Source organism: Nostoc sp. FACHB-190, assembly GCF_014696905.1.
In the GTDB taxonomy this organism is placed as follows: domain Bacteria; phylum Cyanobacteriota; class Cyanobacteriia; order Cyanobacteriales; family Nostocaceae; genus Nostoc_B.
In genome coordinates, this window is the sequence record NZ_JACJQW010000007.1 from 1 (window position 1) to 15,878 (window position 15,878).

General features: G+C 41.5%; 13 protein-coding genes, 1 tRNA gene and 1 CRISPR repeat array. Of the genes, 4 read left to right on the forward strand and 10 right to left on the reverse strand.

What is annotated here, in order from left to right; genetic code table 11:
* Nucleotides 1–185: 185 nt before the first annotated feature.
* Entirely contained in the window at nucleotides 186–350 is a 165-nt protein-coding gene (locus H6G28_RS10535) for a hypothetical protein (RefSeq protein ID WP_190670608.1), read from the forward strand.
* A gap of 350 nt (nucleotides 351–700) precedes the next feature.
* Nucleotides 701–1,245: a CRISPR direct-repeat array (repeat unit 36 nt; unit sequence GCCGCTTCTATTCTTTAGGGGCGGAATTATTGGAAA).
* A 695-nt stretch (nucleotides 1,246–1,940) separates the two neighbouring features.
* Here the strand turns inward: H6G28_RS10535 and H6G28_RS10540 are convergent.
* From H6G28_RS10540 to H6G28_RS10555, 4 genes are all read right to left on the reverse strand, one after another.
* Entirely contained in the window at nucleotides 1,941–2,237 is a 297-nt protein-coding gene (locus H6G28_RS10540; RefSeq protein ID WP_199332819.1) for a hypothetical protein, read from the reverse strand.
* A 28-nt stretch (nucleotides 2,238–2,265) separates the two neighbouring features.
* Nucleotides 2,266–2,403: a hypothetical protein gene (locus H6G28_RS10545; protein WP_190670610.1), complete on the reverse strand. Its 138-nt coding sequence runs from the start codon at nucleotides 2,401–2,403 to the stop codon at nucleotides 2,266–2,268.
* A gap of 494 nt (nucleotides 2,404–2,897) precedes the next feature.
* Nucleotides 2,898–2,970 (reverse strand) — tRNA-Phe (locus tag H6G28_RS10550).
* Between the two features lie 77 nt (nucleotides 2,971–3,047).
* The gene (locus tag H6G28_RS10555) at nucleotides 3,048–3,905 is read right to left on the reverse strand and encodes a metal ABC transporter permease (RefSeq protein WP_190670611.1); all 858 of its coding nucleotides are present in this window, start codon (nucleotides 3,903–3,905) and stop codon (nucleotides 3,048–3,050) included.
* A gap of 734 nt (nucleotides 3,906–4,639) precedes the next feature.
* Here H6G28_RS10555 and H6G28_RS10560 point away from each other — a divergent pair.
* The gene (locus H6G28_RS10560; protein ID WP_190670612.1) at nucleotides 4,640–5,968 is read left to right on the forward strand and encodes a GTPase family protein; all 1,329 of its coding nucleotides are present in this window, start codon (nucleotides 4,640–4,642) and stop codon (nucleotides 5,966–5,968) included.
* Here the strand turns inward: H6G28_RS10560 and H6G28_RS10565 are convergent.
* The 6 genes from H6G28_RS10565 to H6G28_RS37340 all read right to left on the reverse strand — a co-directional run bounded on the left by H6G28_RS10565 (nucleotide 5,958) and on the right by H6G28_RS37340 (nucleotide 11,388).
* Nucleotides 5,958–6,158 carry a hypothetical protein gene (locus H6G28_RS10565; RefSeq protein WP_190670613.1) on the reverse strand — a complete coding sequence of 67 codons (201 nt, stop codon included), beginning with the start codon at nucleotides 6,156–6,158 and terminating at the stop codon, nucleotides 5,958–5,960. The genes H6G28_RS10560 and H6G28_RS10565 overlap by 11 nt on opposite strands.
* A gap of 3 nt (nucleotides 6,159–6,161) precedes the next feature.
* Nucleotides 6,162–7,187 carry a S66 peptidase family protein gene (locus H6G28_RS10570; RefSeq protein WP_190670614.1) on the reverse strand — a complete coding sequence of 342 codons (1,026 nt, stop codon included), beginning with the start codon at nucleotides 7,185–7,187 and terminating at the stop codon, nucleotides 6,162–6,164.
* A gap of 168 nt (nucleotides 7,188–7,355) precedes the next feature.
* Nucleotides 7,356–8,540 carry an acyl-CoA dehydrogenase family protein gene (locus H6G28_RS10575; RefSeq protein ID WP_190670615.1) on the reverse strand — a complete coding sequence of 395 codons (1,185 nt, stop codon included), beginning with the start codon at nucleotides 8,538–8,540 and terminating at the stop codon, nucleotides 7,356–7,358.
* A gap of 33 nt (nucleotides 8,541–8,573) precedes the next feature.
* Nucleotides 8,574–9,782, reverse strand: a complete 1,209-nt coding sequence (locus tag H6G28_RS10580; protein ID WP_190670616.1) for an SfnB family sulfur acquisition oxidoreductase — start codon at nucleotides 9,780–9,782, stop codon at nucleotides 8,574–8,576.
* Nucleotides 9,783–10,129: 347 nt separating this feature from the next.
* Nucleotides 10,130–11,227: a dimethylsulfone monooxygenase SfnG gene (gene sfnG / locus H6G28_RS10585; protein ID WP_190670617.1), complete on the reverse strand. Its 1,098-nt coding sequence runs from the start codon at nucleotides 11,225–11,227 to the stop codon at nucleotides 10,130–10,132.
* 38 nt (nucleotides 11,228–11,265) lie between these two features.
* Nucleotides 11,266–11,388, reverse strand: a complete 123-nt coding sequence (locus tag H6G28_RS37340; RefSeq protein WP_277883225.1) for a hypothetical protein — start codon at nucleotides 11,386–11,388, stop codon at nucleotides 11,266–11,268.
* Nucleotides 11,389–11,916: 528 nt separating this feature from the next.
* Between H6G28_RS37340 and H6G28_RS10590 the strand changes: the two genes are divergently transcribed.
* Together H6G28_RS10590 and H6G28_RS10595 are read left to right on the forward strand one after the other, a co-directional pair.
* Nucleotides 11,917–12,966, forward strand: a complete 1,050-nt coding sequence (locus tag H6G28_RS10590) for an LLM class flavin-dependent oxidoreductase (RefSeq protein ID WP_190670619.1) — start codon at nucleotides 11,917–11,919, stop codon at nucleotides 12,964–12,966.
* Nucleotides 12,967–12,989: 23 nt separating this feature from the next.
* The gene (locus tag H6G28_RS10595; protein ID WP_190670620.1) at nucleotides 12,990–15,041 is read left to right on the forward strand and encodes a LysR family transcriptional regulator; all 2,052 of its coding nucleotides are present in this window, start codon (nucleotides 12,990–12,992) and stop codon (nucleotides 15,039–15,041) included.
* Nucleotides 15,042–15,878: the final 837 nt, after the last annotated feature.

Genomic DNA, 15,878 nt, shown 5'->3' on the forward strand with positions numbered 1-15,878 from the left:
ATTATTTCTTCATGCTTATATCCATATAACAGCATTTTGACTGCTGTAGCTCGCTTGATTTCACGTTGTTCTTGACTATTTTTGATAAAATCTTCTAACCACTGTATCCACATAACCACAACTGCTTGCTTGTTATATAATTTACTTTCTTACTTTCTCCGTATTTTCTCATAAGTAGTTTAGGATTGCTATATCAGCAAAAAGAAGCCGTTTGGCAGAAATTCACAGGTGGTAAACAAGGAACACTGTGGTACTATCGCAGTTTATTAGCGGTGTTTCAAGAAACTGAGCCAAGTTTTCTCACTCAAGAATTAGCAAGAGCATTTCAGCTATTAGAGCAATTAGCTTAAAATTTAATTGCATATTTAATAGTCGTGAAAAATCTGTGTCAGGATGATGGCGATCGCTATTTTTATCTGTAATCTGACTGCACAGTTGACATACTCACTGGCGCGGATGAGTGGGTGTTTAAGAATTTGAGGCAATTTTTGTGGTTCAAAGGCTTATGTCGTATAGCTTTGAGGTGGATGGCTACAATATGAAGTTCCGCGCAATTCCTAGAAGCTTTGCCTGTTATGCTTTTGAGGCAATTTACAAAGGTGATGTCTTGACGAGCCAACGGCTAAAATGCTACTTTCTTTCTAGTCCCGCGCAAAGTGGCTTTAAAACCTTTGCAATATCAAGGTTTCAGAAGCCCGCAGCCGCTTCTATTCTTTAGGGGCGGAATTATTGGAAATACGAACTAGAAGATGCACAATTTGCTCGTGTATTGCCGCTTCTATTCTTTAGGGGCGGAATTATTGGAAACACCCCAAAGATATGCACTTTTTCAATCCCCGCTTCTGGCCGCTTCTATTCTTTAGGGGCGGAATTATTGGAAACTCCCTGAAGATGTTCAATTGCTGATCAAAAGAGAGGCCGCTTCTATTCTTTAGGGGCGGAATTATTGGAAACAGGTTGACCAAGCCCAGGATGTTCACTGCATCGCGCCGCTTCTATTCTTTAGGGGCGGAATTATTGGAAAGAGCGATCGCCCTCCTAATGCTGCGATCGCTTTTCAAAGCCGCTTCTATTCTTTAGGGGCGGAATTATTGGAAAGAATCTACAATTCAATCTGTACTAAAAATACTAGATGCCGCTTCTATTCTTTAGGGGCGGAATTATTGGAAAGGAACGTCTTCAGGAAGAGAAGAAAAAGCAGCGCGAGAAGCCGCTTCTATTCTTTAGGGGCGGAATTATTGGAAACGTTGGCGCTGATAAATGTTCACTTTTCGACACCACTCGCTAAATCCCCAAAACCCTATACTTTTCGTTAAGTGGTGTCGATTGCTTACTGGGTAAGGATTTGAGCTATGTACTTGGTTAAATTTCGCCCAACATTTATAATGTTCTTCAGAGTGGTGTCGATTTGGCGGCTGAAACCCTTACAGGGTAAAGGCTCCTAGACGAACTCTTTACCGATTAACTCAAATCGGAATTATTGGAAACATCATCTCTTTCCTGAGCGTGTTGTGTGGCTGCGCTTTACCGATTAACTCAAATCGGAATTATTGGAAACGCCTGGTAGACCACGATGGTCGGTGTAATGGAAGTCAAACTTTACCGATTAACTCAAATCGGAATAATTGAAAACACTTCTACTGGCTGTTGTGGCGATATATCTCGCCGAAAGTGTTTTGATTCCTCAAATCAGAATTTGAGCGGTTCTCAGTTGGATGAAGTACATTTCAACCCCACCCCCAACCCCTCCCCCGAAGTTTGCTCAACGGGGGGAACCCCCGCACGCAACTTCTCTCCGCGTGCGGGGAGGGGAGCGTTTGCGTTAGCAAATGCGGGGTGGGGTTCCGACTGTATTACAAGCAAGTAAGAACCGCTATCACCAAAACAGCAAAAAGAAACCCGACTTTATTTAAAGTCGGGTTTTTAATAGTGGAAATAACTTATCGGATCAAAATCATGCGGATTAAAATACTCATCACCTCATCTGGGTTAGCAGTGGGTAAAAGTGGACTCCAATCACCAGTGCTAGCGTAGCCAATAACGTGCAGGTGGTGAATAGTATTGCTAACAGCTTGGGGAGAACCCATGAGTATGTGTTTAATGCGTTCTCGTTTGGGTGATGGATTTTGAAAAGCTAAATTGTGAACAGGTGTATTTAACTTTTCGCCCTCTAAAAATTGTTGTAATTGTGATTGGGCAAAACGTTGATGTCGTGCAAACTTTTTGACTTGTGCCATGATAGAAATTATCTCCCAGAAAGGGGGTTTAGGGAAAGGCGATCGCAAGCTCTTGGCGGAGGGCGATCGCCTTTCTTAATCCTATAGTACTGTATAAAATTATACTTGTAAATACCTCAGTAAAAAATATTTTGTGGTTTGCTTTTGAACTGGTGTAAATTTTCATCACTCTTACACCAAATCGTTAATTAAAAAGCATCTTATTAACGCGATGTGCAACTTATTTTTGTAACCCCTCTCCAAACCTCTCCCCGAAACGGAGAGAGGCTTTGAGTTTTGCTCCCCTTCCCTCGTAGGGAAGGGGTTGGGGGTTAGGCATCTTATTAGCCTGCAAAGGTTGTTACTGCGCTTGTCCTGAGCTTAGTCGAAGTTCTGGTTGTGTCTGTATAGCCACGACTTCAGTCGCTTGGTGCCAGATTTGAATATACAGCCTCTTATAGAATTGGTAAGCTAATCAGCATTTAAGCTGCACTATTGAAATTGTACATAAATGACTTAAACTCTCTCCTCTGCCCCTCTGCTCCCCTGCGGTCTAAACTGCAAACTAAGTGCTTAATAGCTTATTACACCCATTCTCAATAAAAAAACGGCGTGCGTAAGTTATGTACTAATAAAGGCAAAACCCCTTGAAATCCAACAGTTTCAAGGGGTTTAGTGGTATGCCAGGAACGAGACTTGAACTCGTGACACGAGGATTTTCAGTCCTCTGCTCTACCAACTGAGCTATCCCGGCGGGTGCTTTGTTTTTGCGCCACGATTTATAATCTTAGCAAACGAAAAATGATTCTGCAAGGGTCATCTAAAAAAAAGTTATGCAGTTTGCCAACCCAGCTTAATGACCACGAACACAGCAATGAATAGCAAGAACTGAACCAGCACAATACTAGGGCCAGAAGCGATGTTAAAAATCCCTGAAACCAGAATACCTACAATGCTGCTAATTGAACCTACAATTACCGACATCCACAAAAAGCGGCTAAAATGCTGACTCATCAGCTTGGCTGTCGCGGCGGGGATCACTAAGAAGGCGTTAACTAGTAAAACTCCCACAGCTTTAATCGCCACTGCAACGGCTAGTGACAGCAGCACCACAAAGGCGTAACGATATAATTCCACGGGAATACCTTGGACTTTAGCAACATCAGGATTGAGGGTGAGTAAAATTTGCTGGCGCAAAGTCGAGAATAAGAATATAGCGCCGCCTACAAGGATGAGTAGGGTTAAAATCAAATCGGTGGTATCAATAGCGAGAATATCGCCAAACAGCACAGCCATCAGGTTACCCCGATATCCTTGAATCAAGCTAGAAAGAATGACACCGATCGCCAAGGCACCAGAGAGAACTATACTAAGTACGCTATCACTACCTAAATCGGTCTTATCAACAAAGTAAAGAACGATAACGCCAAAAACCAAGGTAAAGGGTAACAGCATCCAAGTAGGATTTAACTGTAGCAGGACACCCAAGGCGACACCAACTAAAGCCGCATGACCAACGGCATGGCTAAAAAACGATAATTGTCGTAAAGTGACAAAACTACCCAGTAACCCTCCCAGTATGCCCATCAACACAGCACCAATCAGCGCCCGTTGCATAAAGGGAAATTGTAATAAACTCACTAAATCTTGACTGCTAGTAATGGCTAACTCTGCAATGGGGTAACTCATATAATCATCCGGTGTGATTGTTGAATTTAGTTGTGTGGGGGGTGTGGGGAGTGTGGGAAGAGAGGGGGGAAAGATTTCTTTACTATCCTCCCACACACCTAGATTTCTCCCTTGTGAGAAATCCAGGTTTATCTGGGTGTACTGGTTTTTTCATAAATCTAAATATGAGTCCTATATAATCTCCGGTGTGATTTTTGTTAATTGGAAGATTGCTATAAAGGTGCAGGTTAGGTGAGTGGTGAATCATCTAAAATGGCCAGTGAGTATTTCAGAGGATGTTTGAAAAGTATTTATTCGTAGTTTTAAGTACTCGTTGATCCCCTTGAGCATCCCCTTAAAAAGGCTGCGGTGTACACACAAATCCGGGTTGAGTGCATCTATCCCGCCTCGGAATCAATTCCGAGTCTCATAGCGCAAGTCCTCTGAAGAGGACTCAAGCAAAAGTTCATTTCAGTCCACTTGAGTGGACTTTGGCTATGAGCCTGGAACTTTAGTTTCAGGCGGGATGCGGTTTCATAGAGCAAATTTTCGACTTGTGTGTACACCGTAGCTTAAAAAGGGGGGAATTAATCTCAAAGTCCCCCTTTTTAAGGGGAGACACTGCGTTGCGGGGTTCCCCCCGTTGTAGCAAGTGTCGTGGATTTAGGGGGATCTAAAATATTTTGCTACCAACAAGCAGACTTTTAAAACAACCTCTCAACTCAAACTGCCATCTATCTGCTGTTTTGATTACCATGACTGAGCAACCTAATACTAATTTGCCATCAGCAGATTCTCAATCTACCAATGAACCGTCTGGAGGTCAAACGCAGTCGGTTAATAACAATTGGAAAAACCGCATTACAGGAATCTGGCAAAAAGCTACATCTAGTTTGATGCAGTTGCTACCTGTGGAACAAGTATCGCAGACTGTGGTTGAATGGTATAGTGTCAGCGAAGCTCAGGTAGCAGAGATTTTAGAAGCTGTCCGTGCTGAACTGCCAACTACAGAAGCTTTGTTAATTGGTAAACCCCAAGCTGGTAAAAGTTCGATTGTGCGGGGACTGACTGGAGTTTCAGCAGAAATTATCGGACAAGGTTTTCGTCCCCATACCCAACATACTGAACGCTACGCCTATCCTTCTGGTGATTTACCGTTGCTGATTTTTACCGATACGGTGGGGTTAGGAGATGTTAATCAAGAAACTCAAATTATTATCCAAGAGTTGTTGGGTGATTTGCAAAAGGCTAGTCGTGGTGCGAGGGTGTTAATTCTCACAGTCAAGATTAACGATTTTGCCACGGATACGTTGCGAAAAATTGCCCAAAACCTACGTCAACAATATCCTGATATTCCTTGTTTACTGGCGGTGACTTGCTTACACGAAGTTTATGCTGTGGATGTGGTAGATCATCCAGTTTATCCACCAGAGTATGAAGCAGTTCAACGGGCTTTTGCAGAAATTCAGCAAGCTTTTAGTGGATTGTGCGATCGCGCTGTGCTGATTGACTTTACTTTAGAAGAAGATGGTTACAACCCGGTATTTTATGGTTTAGAAGAGTTTCGAGATGCTTTAGCGGAATTGTTACCAGAAGCCGAAGCCCGCGCCATTAATCAGTTATTATCACAGGGAGTAGGTCAACAAATTGGGAATATCTACCGTGATGCGGGAAGGCGGTATATGTTGACTTTTTCAGTGATGGCAGCAACATTAGCAGCCATACCTTTACCATTTGCAACCATGCCTGTGTTAACAGCATTGCAAGTATCGATGGTAGGACTGTTAGGTAAATTATACGGGCAAACCATCACACCATCGCAAGCAGGCGGAATTGTGAGTGCGATCGCCGGCGGATTTTTCGCCCAAGCCATAGGACGGGAGTTAGTGAAAATTATCCCTGGTTTTGGCAGTGCGATCGCGGCTTCTTGGGCGGCGGCTTATACTTGGTCTTTAGGTGAAGCAGCTTGTGTTTATTTTGGCGATGTTATCGGTGGCAAAAAACCTGATCCGCAAAAAATCCAATCTGTGATGCAAGCCGAGTTTCAAGCAGCGAAAGAACGGTTTAAGGGAATTAAGCGGTGATTTGGGGGACAAGGGAGACAAGGGGATGTAGACTTTGTGTGGTTTTGCGATCGCTACAAATTGATTTTATTCTGTTGTCTGATTTTAGAGAATTAAGTTCAGTTAAGAGAATAGTAGGTTGGGTGTAGCGATAGCGTAACCCAACAAATTCTTGAGAATGTTGGGTTCCGTTCCTCCACCCAACCTGCACCTGTCACCTATCCCTTATTACCACAGCCGATTCCAACATTTTAATTGTGCCAGCATCGGCATCTATTTCAACATTTAAACCAATTGGCAATGTAAATTTATCTTTAATATGACCAATCATTGAACCATACCAAGCCGGAATTTTTAAGGGAATAATATGTTCGCGTAAGACTTGAGTTAATTTAAAAGATGGTTCATCACCAATACTACAGTCAGTACATCTACCAAATATCAAACCAGAAATTTGATTGAGAATCCCAGCGTTTTTTAGCTGAGTTAACATTCGGTCGATCCGATAAACATCTTCTCTGACATCTTCCACAAATAAAATGCTTTTGTACCAAGCAGGTAGATAAGGTGAACCTACCATTGCTGCTATCACTGATAAGTTACCACCTATTAATTTACCTGTGGCTTTTCCTGATGCAATCGTCTCAAATTGGACATCTTCAGTTTTAAGATTTTCCATTGTGACTGCTTCGCCATCAAATAAGATGCGCTTGGCATAATCTACTGTAAACTCATTCCAAGTAGATGTGGCATTTGGCCCGTGAAAAGTCAGGACTCGACTACGGGCATAAATAGCCAACACCAAAGCAGTAATATCACTAAACCCCATGATAATTTTAGGATGGGTGCGAATCTGGGGATAGTTCAGTAAAGGTAAAATGCGATTACAACCCCAACCGCCGCGCATAGTCATAATGGCGTTGACGGAATTATCTGCAAACATCGCGTTTACATCGTCGGCGCGGTTAGCATCTGTACCAGCTAAATAGCCGTACCTATCTAAAATATGGTTGCCTAATTTAATTTTTAATCCTAACTCGGTGAGCGATCGCTTGGCATTGGCTAAATCTTCCGCATCAATGACACCAGCCGGAGAAATTAATCCTACCGTATCTCCCGCTTGGAGGCGGGGTGGCTTGATAATGGTGTTTGGCGATAGTTGACCTTGAACCTTAGCCAGAGGTATCTGTGTAGCTAAGGCGGTGAAACCACAGGTGGTAATAAATGTGCGTCGTTTCAAAATTGGGGAGTGGGGAGTAGGAAAGAAATTTGATTATATTCACATCTTGCACCAAACGACTAATACCAATTCGCAATTCACAATGACCGCTCAATTACCGCGTAGTCGAACCACTGCCTCCTACTATAACGCTACCCATCTCCCGCCAACTTTATCAGTCTTGTCTTTCTAAGAATAAAAGTTGGGTTTTGGCAGTTGATCATTTAACGCCCAATTTCCTATATCTCTGATTTTATAATCAACAGGATCATGGAGAGTGAACGTGCGGAGATTCCGCCAATAGCGGTCAAAACCATACTTGGCATTAGTAGCGCGTGCGCCCATAACTTCAAAGATGCGGTTGGTGATATCTAAGCCGACTCTAGTAGCGACGACTTTGGCTGTAGCGATAAACAGCGCACATTCTCCCCGTTGTTCTGCGGTGAGTGACCATTCTTTTTCCCAAGCTTGTTGTAACAATTCTCCTGCTTGGTCAACTAGACAAGTAGCAGTCTGAAGCTCAACCCAGAAATTGCCGTAATGCTGGATAATGTATGGATCTTGGGTAGCACTTTCTACACCTGATGTCAGCCAAGGTTTAGTATTAGTGCCAGTATAGGTTTTAGCAGCTTCAAATGCTCCTTGGGCAATTCCCAGGTAAATATTAGCCAGATTCAATTGAGTTAAGCAGGCGCGAATCGTGGTGAAGGGTTGACTGGGTTTATCTCTAATACCCAGAATTTCGTCTGGATATACCAGCACATTTTCAAATGTCACAGTACCGCTATCTGTCTGACGTTGCCCTATGTTATCCCAATCATCATGAACAGTCACACCTTGGCGTTGGGTAGGAATTGCCAGAATTTTCAATTCACCAGTTTTTTGATCAGTAGCGGTGATCGGTAATATATCCGAGTCTTGGGAGCCAGAGCAAAAGCTTTTGCTGCCATGAAGACGGAAATAATCATTTTCCGGTGTCAGCGTCGTTCTTCTATCTAAAGGGTTGAGAGCATTGCACCAAAACCAATTGTTGTCAATAGTTTCTGCATAATATCGCTGCTTCTGCTCTGTTGAACCAAATATATGCGGAACTACTACCCCTAGATGGTGGTAAGAAAAGACGTGAGCAATAGAACTATCAACCTTGGCAAACTCGCGGGTAATTCTGAAAACGGTAATCCAGCTTTCTCCTAAACCACCGTACTCTGTCGGTACGATCAATTTTAGCAAGTTGCTTTGGCGCAGGCGATCGCGTTCATACTTTGGCGTTCCCCCTTTGACATCTCGCTCTACAGCAGTAGCAGCAAATTCCTGCGCTAAAGATTTAGCTAGTTCAAGATAATTTTGAGATTCTTTAGTCTTGATTAATTGCATACTTCGCAACTTCTCCTGCAAATACTTTATTAATTACAGCCAAGGATGGCGCGGGGGATAAACACCATTCAGGAAGTAGTTACCAACAGCGTAGTATTTCCAACGGACGGGATCGTGGAGTGTGTGAGCGCGGGCATTTCGCCAGTGGCGATTGTAGTTAAATTCTTCCAATGTAGATTTAGTACCTGCTAGTTCAAATAACTTGTTGGTAGCGAGGATTGCGGCTTCGGTGGCTAAGGCTTTGACTTCTGCAACTGCAATCGAGGCTTCAACTACCTTGGGTTCTTCTAAGCCTGACTCGTTAGCGATGTCTAGAAATTCGCCTGCACGACGTAGCAAAGCTTCCGCAGCATGAACTTGAATCTGCACGTTACCAAATTCATATAGTGTCAGGGGGTCTTCGTAGCCTTTTTCTAAATTGCTGTCAACCCAAGGGCGCGTATATTTACGGACAAAGTGAATGGTGTCACGGACTGCGGCTTTGGCAATTCCCACGTCTACTGCGGCTTGGATGATTTGAGCGATCGCACCCATTGGAGTAGCTCGTTCAAAGGCTAAATAGTGCGGAATAACGTGTTCTGCCTTGACTTTGACATTTTCAATAATGGTAGTACCACTAGCTGTGGTGCGCTGTCCAAAGCTTGTCCAGTCATCAAGTAGGGTTAGTCCTTCGACATCTCTTTCAACAAATGCCACTACTGTTTTACCATCGGGATTACTGGCAATCACAGGAACCCAATGTGCTAATAATGCGCCAGCCGAGTAGTATTTGCGTCCATTGAGTACAAAGTCAGAACCATCTGGTTGTAACTTGGTTTGCACATCGGTGACAGACTTAGTACCTACTTCCGAGAAGGCGTTACCAAAGCGTTTGCCTTGTAGAACCAAATCAAAGAAGAACTTTTTCTGATCGTCCGTACCATCCAACCTGACTGCTTCCACCATGTAGAGGTGGTTTTGAGGAATTTGACCGAGGCTAGAATCGGCTTCGGAGATGATTTTAATTACTTCTGCTAGGGTGACATTTGAGACAAAAGCACCGCCATATTCTTTCGGGACTGTAATTCCCCACAATCCGCTTTGAGAAAACTTCTGCACTTCTTCGGCAGGTAAACGCCGAGTTTGGTCGCGTTCTGAGTCACCCTTAGCAAACTCCGCCGCTAATTCATGGGCGATCGCGATCGCTTCTTTGTCATCACGAATCATATGCGCCTTTTGTTCTGTATTAATTAGTGATGTCATGATAAAACTCCTTGATTGTGATTTATCGTGTTTAAACGCAGAGGTACGCAGAGTTATCACAAAGTTAATTTGCTAGGAAATTTGGGTAATTATGAAGATGATTTGGTTACGTAAAAATTGTGATATCTGCGTTTCGCTGTTGCTGTAGAAGTGGGTTTAGCTGCGATCGCAACAGCTTGGCTCTACAAAACCCACTCCTACAAGATAAGTAACCACGCAAAATTAATTACAGTCATTGCGAGCGAAGCGAAGCAATCCCAGCCCTTGCGATTGCTTCATTTCGCTTCGCTCCATTCGCAATGACTTTGTGTAATTAATTATGTTTAACTACTTATGTGACTGTGAATCTACACCACAGCCAACTCATTAGCAGTCCGACGATGAGATTTAAGTTCGCGCACAATGGGGATTACGTTCTTACCAAATGCTGGTAAATCATCTGTATAGTGTAAGAAGCCGCCGAGAATTAAATCAACCCCCGCTTCATGGAATTGGCGAATCTTCTCTGCTACTTGTTCAGCAGTACCAATCAAACCTGACTTGAAGCCATCGTTGTACTGTACTAAATCTTCAAAATTGGAATTTGCCCACATTCCCTCACGTTCACGAGTTGCAGCTCCAGCTTGTTTGACAGCTTCGCCAAATCCTTTCACTGCTTCTACATCGGCTTGAGCAATAATGTCGCGCAATACTTCATAGGCTTCTGCTTCCGTATCTCGCACGATGATAAAGGAATTTAGCCCAAACTTAATTGTGCGTCCTTCTCGACGAGCTAATTCCGACACTTCAGCAATCTGCTCTTTCACACCTTCTAGGGTATTACCATTCATGAAATACCAATCAGAGACACGGCCAGCCATCCGTCGGGCTGCTTTAGAGTTACCACCTTGGAATATCTCTGGGTGGGGATTCTGATTCACCGGTCTAGGCTTGACCCAACCGCCGTTAATCCGGTAAAAGTCGCCTTTAAAGTGAAACTCATCCTCAGTCCATAAGCCTTTGAGGACACGGATAAATTCTTCGGAACGGCGATAGCGTTCATCATGGTCTAACCAATGTTCACCATATATAGTGAATTCATCTTTGAACCAGCCGCTAACTACATTCAAAGCAAATCGTCCGTTAGAGAGAAAATCAATGCTGGCTCCGATTTTGGCAACTACTCCGGGATGCCATAATCCAGGATGAACCGCCGCAATCAACTTCAATTTTTTGGTGACTGGTGCTAGGGCTGATACAGTTGTAAATGCCTCTAGCTGGTACTCAGCCCCATAGCTGGCGATAAATCTAGCTTGTGCTAGAGCATATTCAAAGCCAACCTCTTCAGCAGTTTGAGCTAGTTGAGCATTATAGTCGTAAGTCCAGTTTGTCCGTTGGGGAATTTTACTAACTACTAACCCCCCGCTAACGTTGGGAATCCAGTATGCGAACTTAATATCTACCATAATTGTGTGTTTGAGAATGAAACAGCTTGGTTATTTGTTTAAGTTTGCTTGTGATGCAACAAAGCCGAATTTGTCATCACTAACAAATCACCTAAAACTTGATCCAAAAAATCTAAAGCTTGATAGCGGCTGCAAAGTCCTCTGAGTTTACAAGTAGACAATCTCAGGATTTGATATTGGCAATATATCATAACCCGATTGAGCTACCGTATTTTCATGGATCAGACTTTATCACGACAATTTTTCCGATGTCGTGACTGCATATACTTAAATTCCATTTCTGTATTCCATTTTGGAATACTGCTAACGTTTGCGGAATATTTAATTATTCTTTTATATTTGCTAGTTATCATCCTGATGATGTCAACGAGACCCGAAATCCAGGACTCAACAAAGGATGGCTACTATTCCAGATCGTGATAAGTGAATGCTTTGCATCTCTCATCTGCAACTATACACAGCAGAAATAAATATGGTAGTGTGAACTACTAAACTACGGTGGCAAGATAAAAATACCGTAGTTTAAGTAACGTAAGTCCGACAAATCTTTTTTTGACCTCTCCCCCAGCCCCTCTCCGACGCGGAGAGGGGAGCAAAAAACTAATTTTTCTCCTCCCTTTCCGTTTCGGAGAGGGAGGCTGGGAGGGAGAGGTTTAATACCTTAGAGAAAAAGCACAGGAGAAATATTTATGCCACTTCAGTTTGGAATTTGGTCGCCTGTCTGTGGTGGATGGTTGCGGGTTGTGAATCATGAGGCTAATGTATCTACGCAAGATTTGGTAAAACTGGCAGTTCAGGCGGATGAGTTAGGTTATGACTTCTATTACATTCCTGAAAATTACCTGAATGCTATTCATGGCCCGAAATATCATGTTGCAGATGGTTGGATTACAGCAGCTTTAGCCAGTTTGAATACTAAGAACATCAAAATTGTTGCGGCTGTACAACCCGGTTTTAAACTACCTGCGGTGGTTGCTAATGTAAGTGCAAACATTCAAAATCAACTTTGTAACGGCAGATTTGCCCTGAGTGGGATTGCTGGATGGTGGAAGTTAGAAGTAGAAAGTTATGGAGATGTTTGGCTCCCCCATAGTGAGAGATACGCCCGATTAGAAGAGTATATTGATGTCATCAAGGGGCTGTGGACAGTCGATGACTTTAATTATGTTGGTAAATATTACACTATTACAAATGGTGTTCTCACTGATAAACCTACACCAACACCACCTATTTTCATTGCTGGGGAATCAGACAGGGCAATTAATTTAGCAGCTCGTCACGGAGATTATTTATTTATCAATGCTGATGAACCAGAAAAAACAGCCGCATTGGTGCAGAAGGTGAAAACATTGGCGATCGCTCGCTACGGGCGTAATATTAAAGTAGCTATGAGTGCTTTTGCGATCGTTCGTGAACATACAGCCGAAGCTGAAGCTAGACTAGCCGCGATTTATCGTTCTGCGGATCAGCAACAGATTAAATACTTTCAAGAACAAATAGATCCTAACGTAGTTGCCCACAACAAACTAGATATCAGCCAAACCATTGAAGCGAATCTCGGTTTATCTGCTCAACTTGTAGGCGATCGCTATACAATTATTCAACGTCTCAAAGAATACGAAACTGTTGGCGTTGATTTAATCATACTCAAATTTGAATCGATGTTGGAAGATACTATTCGCTTCCACAAACTAGTTATTTCCGAATACACACAGCAGAATAACTTAGTTAGGTTGTAATTCAAAATCTTGCCCTACATAGCATGAATAAGATTAAACTCGAAGATATTACCCTCAATCACCTCAAAATTTTAAAAGCGGTAGATGACTGTGGTAGCTTCTCGAAAGCAGCCCAAAAACTAGGATATAGTCAAGCATTAATTAGTAAAAAAGTAAAGCAAGCCGAGGATTATTTTGGAGTAATTCTGCTGAATCGCTCTCCTGGCTCTATCTGCTTAACTAATAAAGGCAAGAAATTGATTTCTCAAACACTTAATGTTGTCGAAACTGTAGAAAATCTGCGAGAAGAATTTCACGCAACATTTAGCGCCGAGGGTGAAGATTTAATATTGGGGGCGACTAGTTTAATTTTAGAAGTCTGGTTAAAACAATATTTGCAGCGATTTCAGCTTTGTTTTCCCGGTAGAAATATCAAAGAAATTCAGGCTCAAAATAGTAGTTTTTTCTCACATTCTCAACTCTTAGATATAGATTTACTGCTCAACAGTTGCTCTGGATATAAGGAAGAACATCACTGTACTAGATTAACAACTCATAAAATGGTGTTGTTCTCTTTTGGGAAAAATAAATATTTCAATGAGTATCGCTTGATTAAAACAAATGAGATTGATTGGGATGAAGTCTTACTTTTAGATGAAGTTCATCGAGAACTATCTAAAAATGGAATTTTGTTGCATCAATTAAGTGGAGTCAATATACTATCAAGCTATCAAGATGTCCTCAAATATGCTTCAGAAAATCAAAAATTAACTATTTTACCTGACTTTTGTGAAGCTGATATCATATCTCAATACCAAGTTTTAACCCTGACTATACAAGATGTTAATGAATATGGAATTTATATTCATGTTCCCCGCTTTAGTGAATTATTAATCTCCGCAGAGGGTTTAGTCAGAAGTTTTAGACTCGAACAAAATAACTTGGAAAGTGTGCCTAATGTAAATTTAATTTTAGGTAGCTCTTCTGCTAAAGAAGAAAATGTTCTAAGAATAGGTATTCAGCGTGATTCCATAGGACAATTTATTGCAGGATATGGAACTAAGTATATTTCTGATTTACAGAGATCATCCTCATTAATTGAACAGCCTATTTTTAAAAATATTGAAATTAATCGAGATTTCGAGCTACAAATTCTGCCCTGTTCTTCTGGAGAAGAAATGAACCATCAAATGAAAAGGGGAGAACTAGATATTTGTATTTTAGATGATATTTCTCTCTTGAATAATGGGAGTCAATTCTTTGATGATTTAAGTTTTGGTTCTAAATTGATTGGGATTGCTTCGTATAATCTTTTGGGTCAGGATGTGAACATTGTTCTCCATAAAGATTCTGCCATAAATACTGTCCAGGAACTTAAAGGCAAGCGGATTTCTACGTTATTTGGTTCCAATGCTCATCGGTTCATCATTACTCTGTTTGACCTCTATAATATGGATGTGAGTAAAGATTGTAAATTAGTAAATGAAGATCCACAAAGGGCTAGTAGGAGTCTCGCTAACAAAACTATAGATGCCTACGTGTGTTGTCACACTTTTGCGTCAATTTTAGAAGGATATGCTTTTGTCAGAAAGCTACCTCTATCTCAAACAGATAGTTTAAGAATTCCATCAATTAGAGGAATTGTTTGTCGTTCGCAGTTTATTAAAGAAAACCCGAAAATTGTTGTAGCTTATTTACATGATTTACTAGTTGCTAACTATTGGTTTAATTCATCCCCAATTCAGGCAACAGATTTATTAACTAAAGTGATTGATGTGAGAAAAACCCAAATAAATCAGTTTTTTAATCCTGTATTTGGTAATCGTATTGATCCGACGCTTAAACCTCAATGGTCTTGGTTACTAAAAACTTTAAATCGCAGATTGGAAGGAAAATATGGCATTTCATTGTTTGATGTGGATTTCTGGATAGATGATTATTTTTTGAGGCTTGTCTACAACCTGCTAAATTTAGATTATCATTTTCATCAGGTTTCTTTTGCAAGTGAATTTTCTAGTAGCTATTTTTTAGAAGAACAGTTTAGCCGACACATGAAAGTTCTCTATGAGAATTATGATTTACCACAGAAATATTGAAAGCTGATAAAAAAGTTTACTATGACTTACGCACTGTACAAAATAACTATCTTGTGTATCAACGGAAATACGTTGTTTCAGCCTTTGATCAATCACTCTAGATTAGGTGCGATCGCTAAAATATCATTGAAAAATCTAGCTATAAACCTTAAAAACCCTACCTGTTATTTTGGTTTGTCTGTCAATGCGTAAGTCCTAGAGTATTTTAATCCGTATGATTTTGATGCGATAAGTTATTTCAACTATTAAAAACCCGACTTTATTTAAAGTCGGGTTTCTTTTTGATGTTTTGGTGATAGCGGTTCTTATACCAATTTGAAAAATGATTGCGACAAATGGGTTACTGAAAAGCTCACCAGTAATACCATTTCACTTTAAAAATAATACAGACATGAAAGCAGCGCCTCGACTTCGCTCGGCGACCGGAATCCGAGTTGCAGAGGAAGTGATTTGTATCAGTAATTTCGTGAATTGGTATAAGCAATTTCCCAATCCAAAATCTAAAATCTAAAATCCAAAATAGTATTACTTGCTTGTAATACAGTCGGAACCCCACCCCGCATTTGCTAACGCAAACGCTCCCCTCCCCGCACGCGGGGAGGGGTTGGGGGTGGGGTTGAAATGTACTTCATCCAACTGAGAACCGCTCAAATTCTGATTTTAAGAATCCAACAACTTTCGGCGAGATATATCGCTACAACAGCCAGTAGATGTGTTTTCAATTATTCCGATTTGAGTTAATCGGTAAAGGACGGAAAAATTAAATATGTCTCAGGACACGGCGCGTTTCCAATAATTCCGATTTGAGTTAATCGGTAAAGTCGACAGTTACTGCGA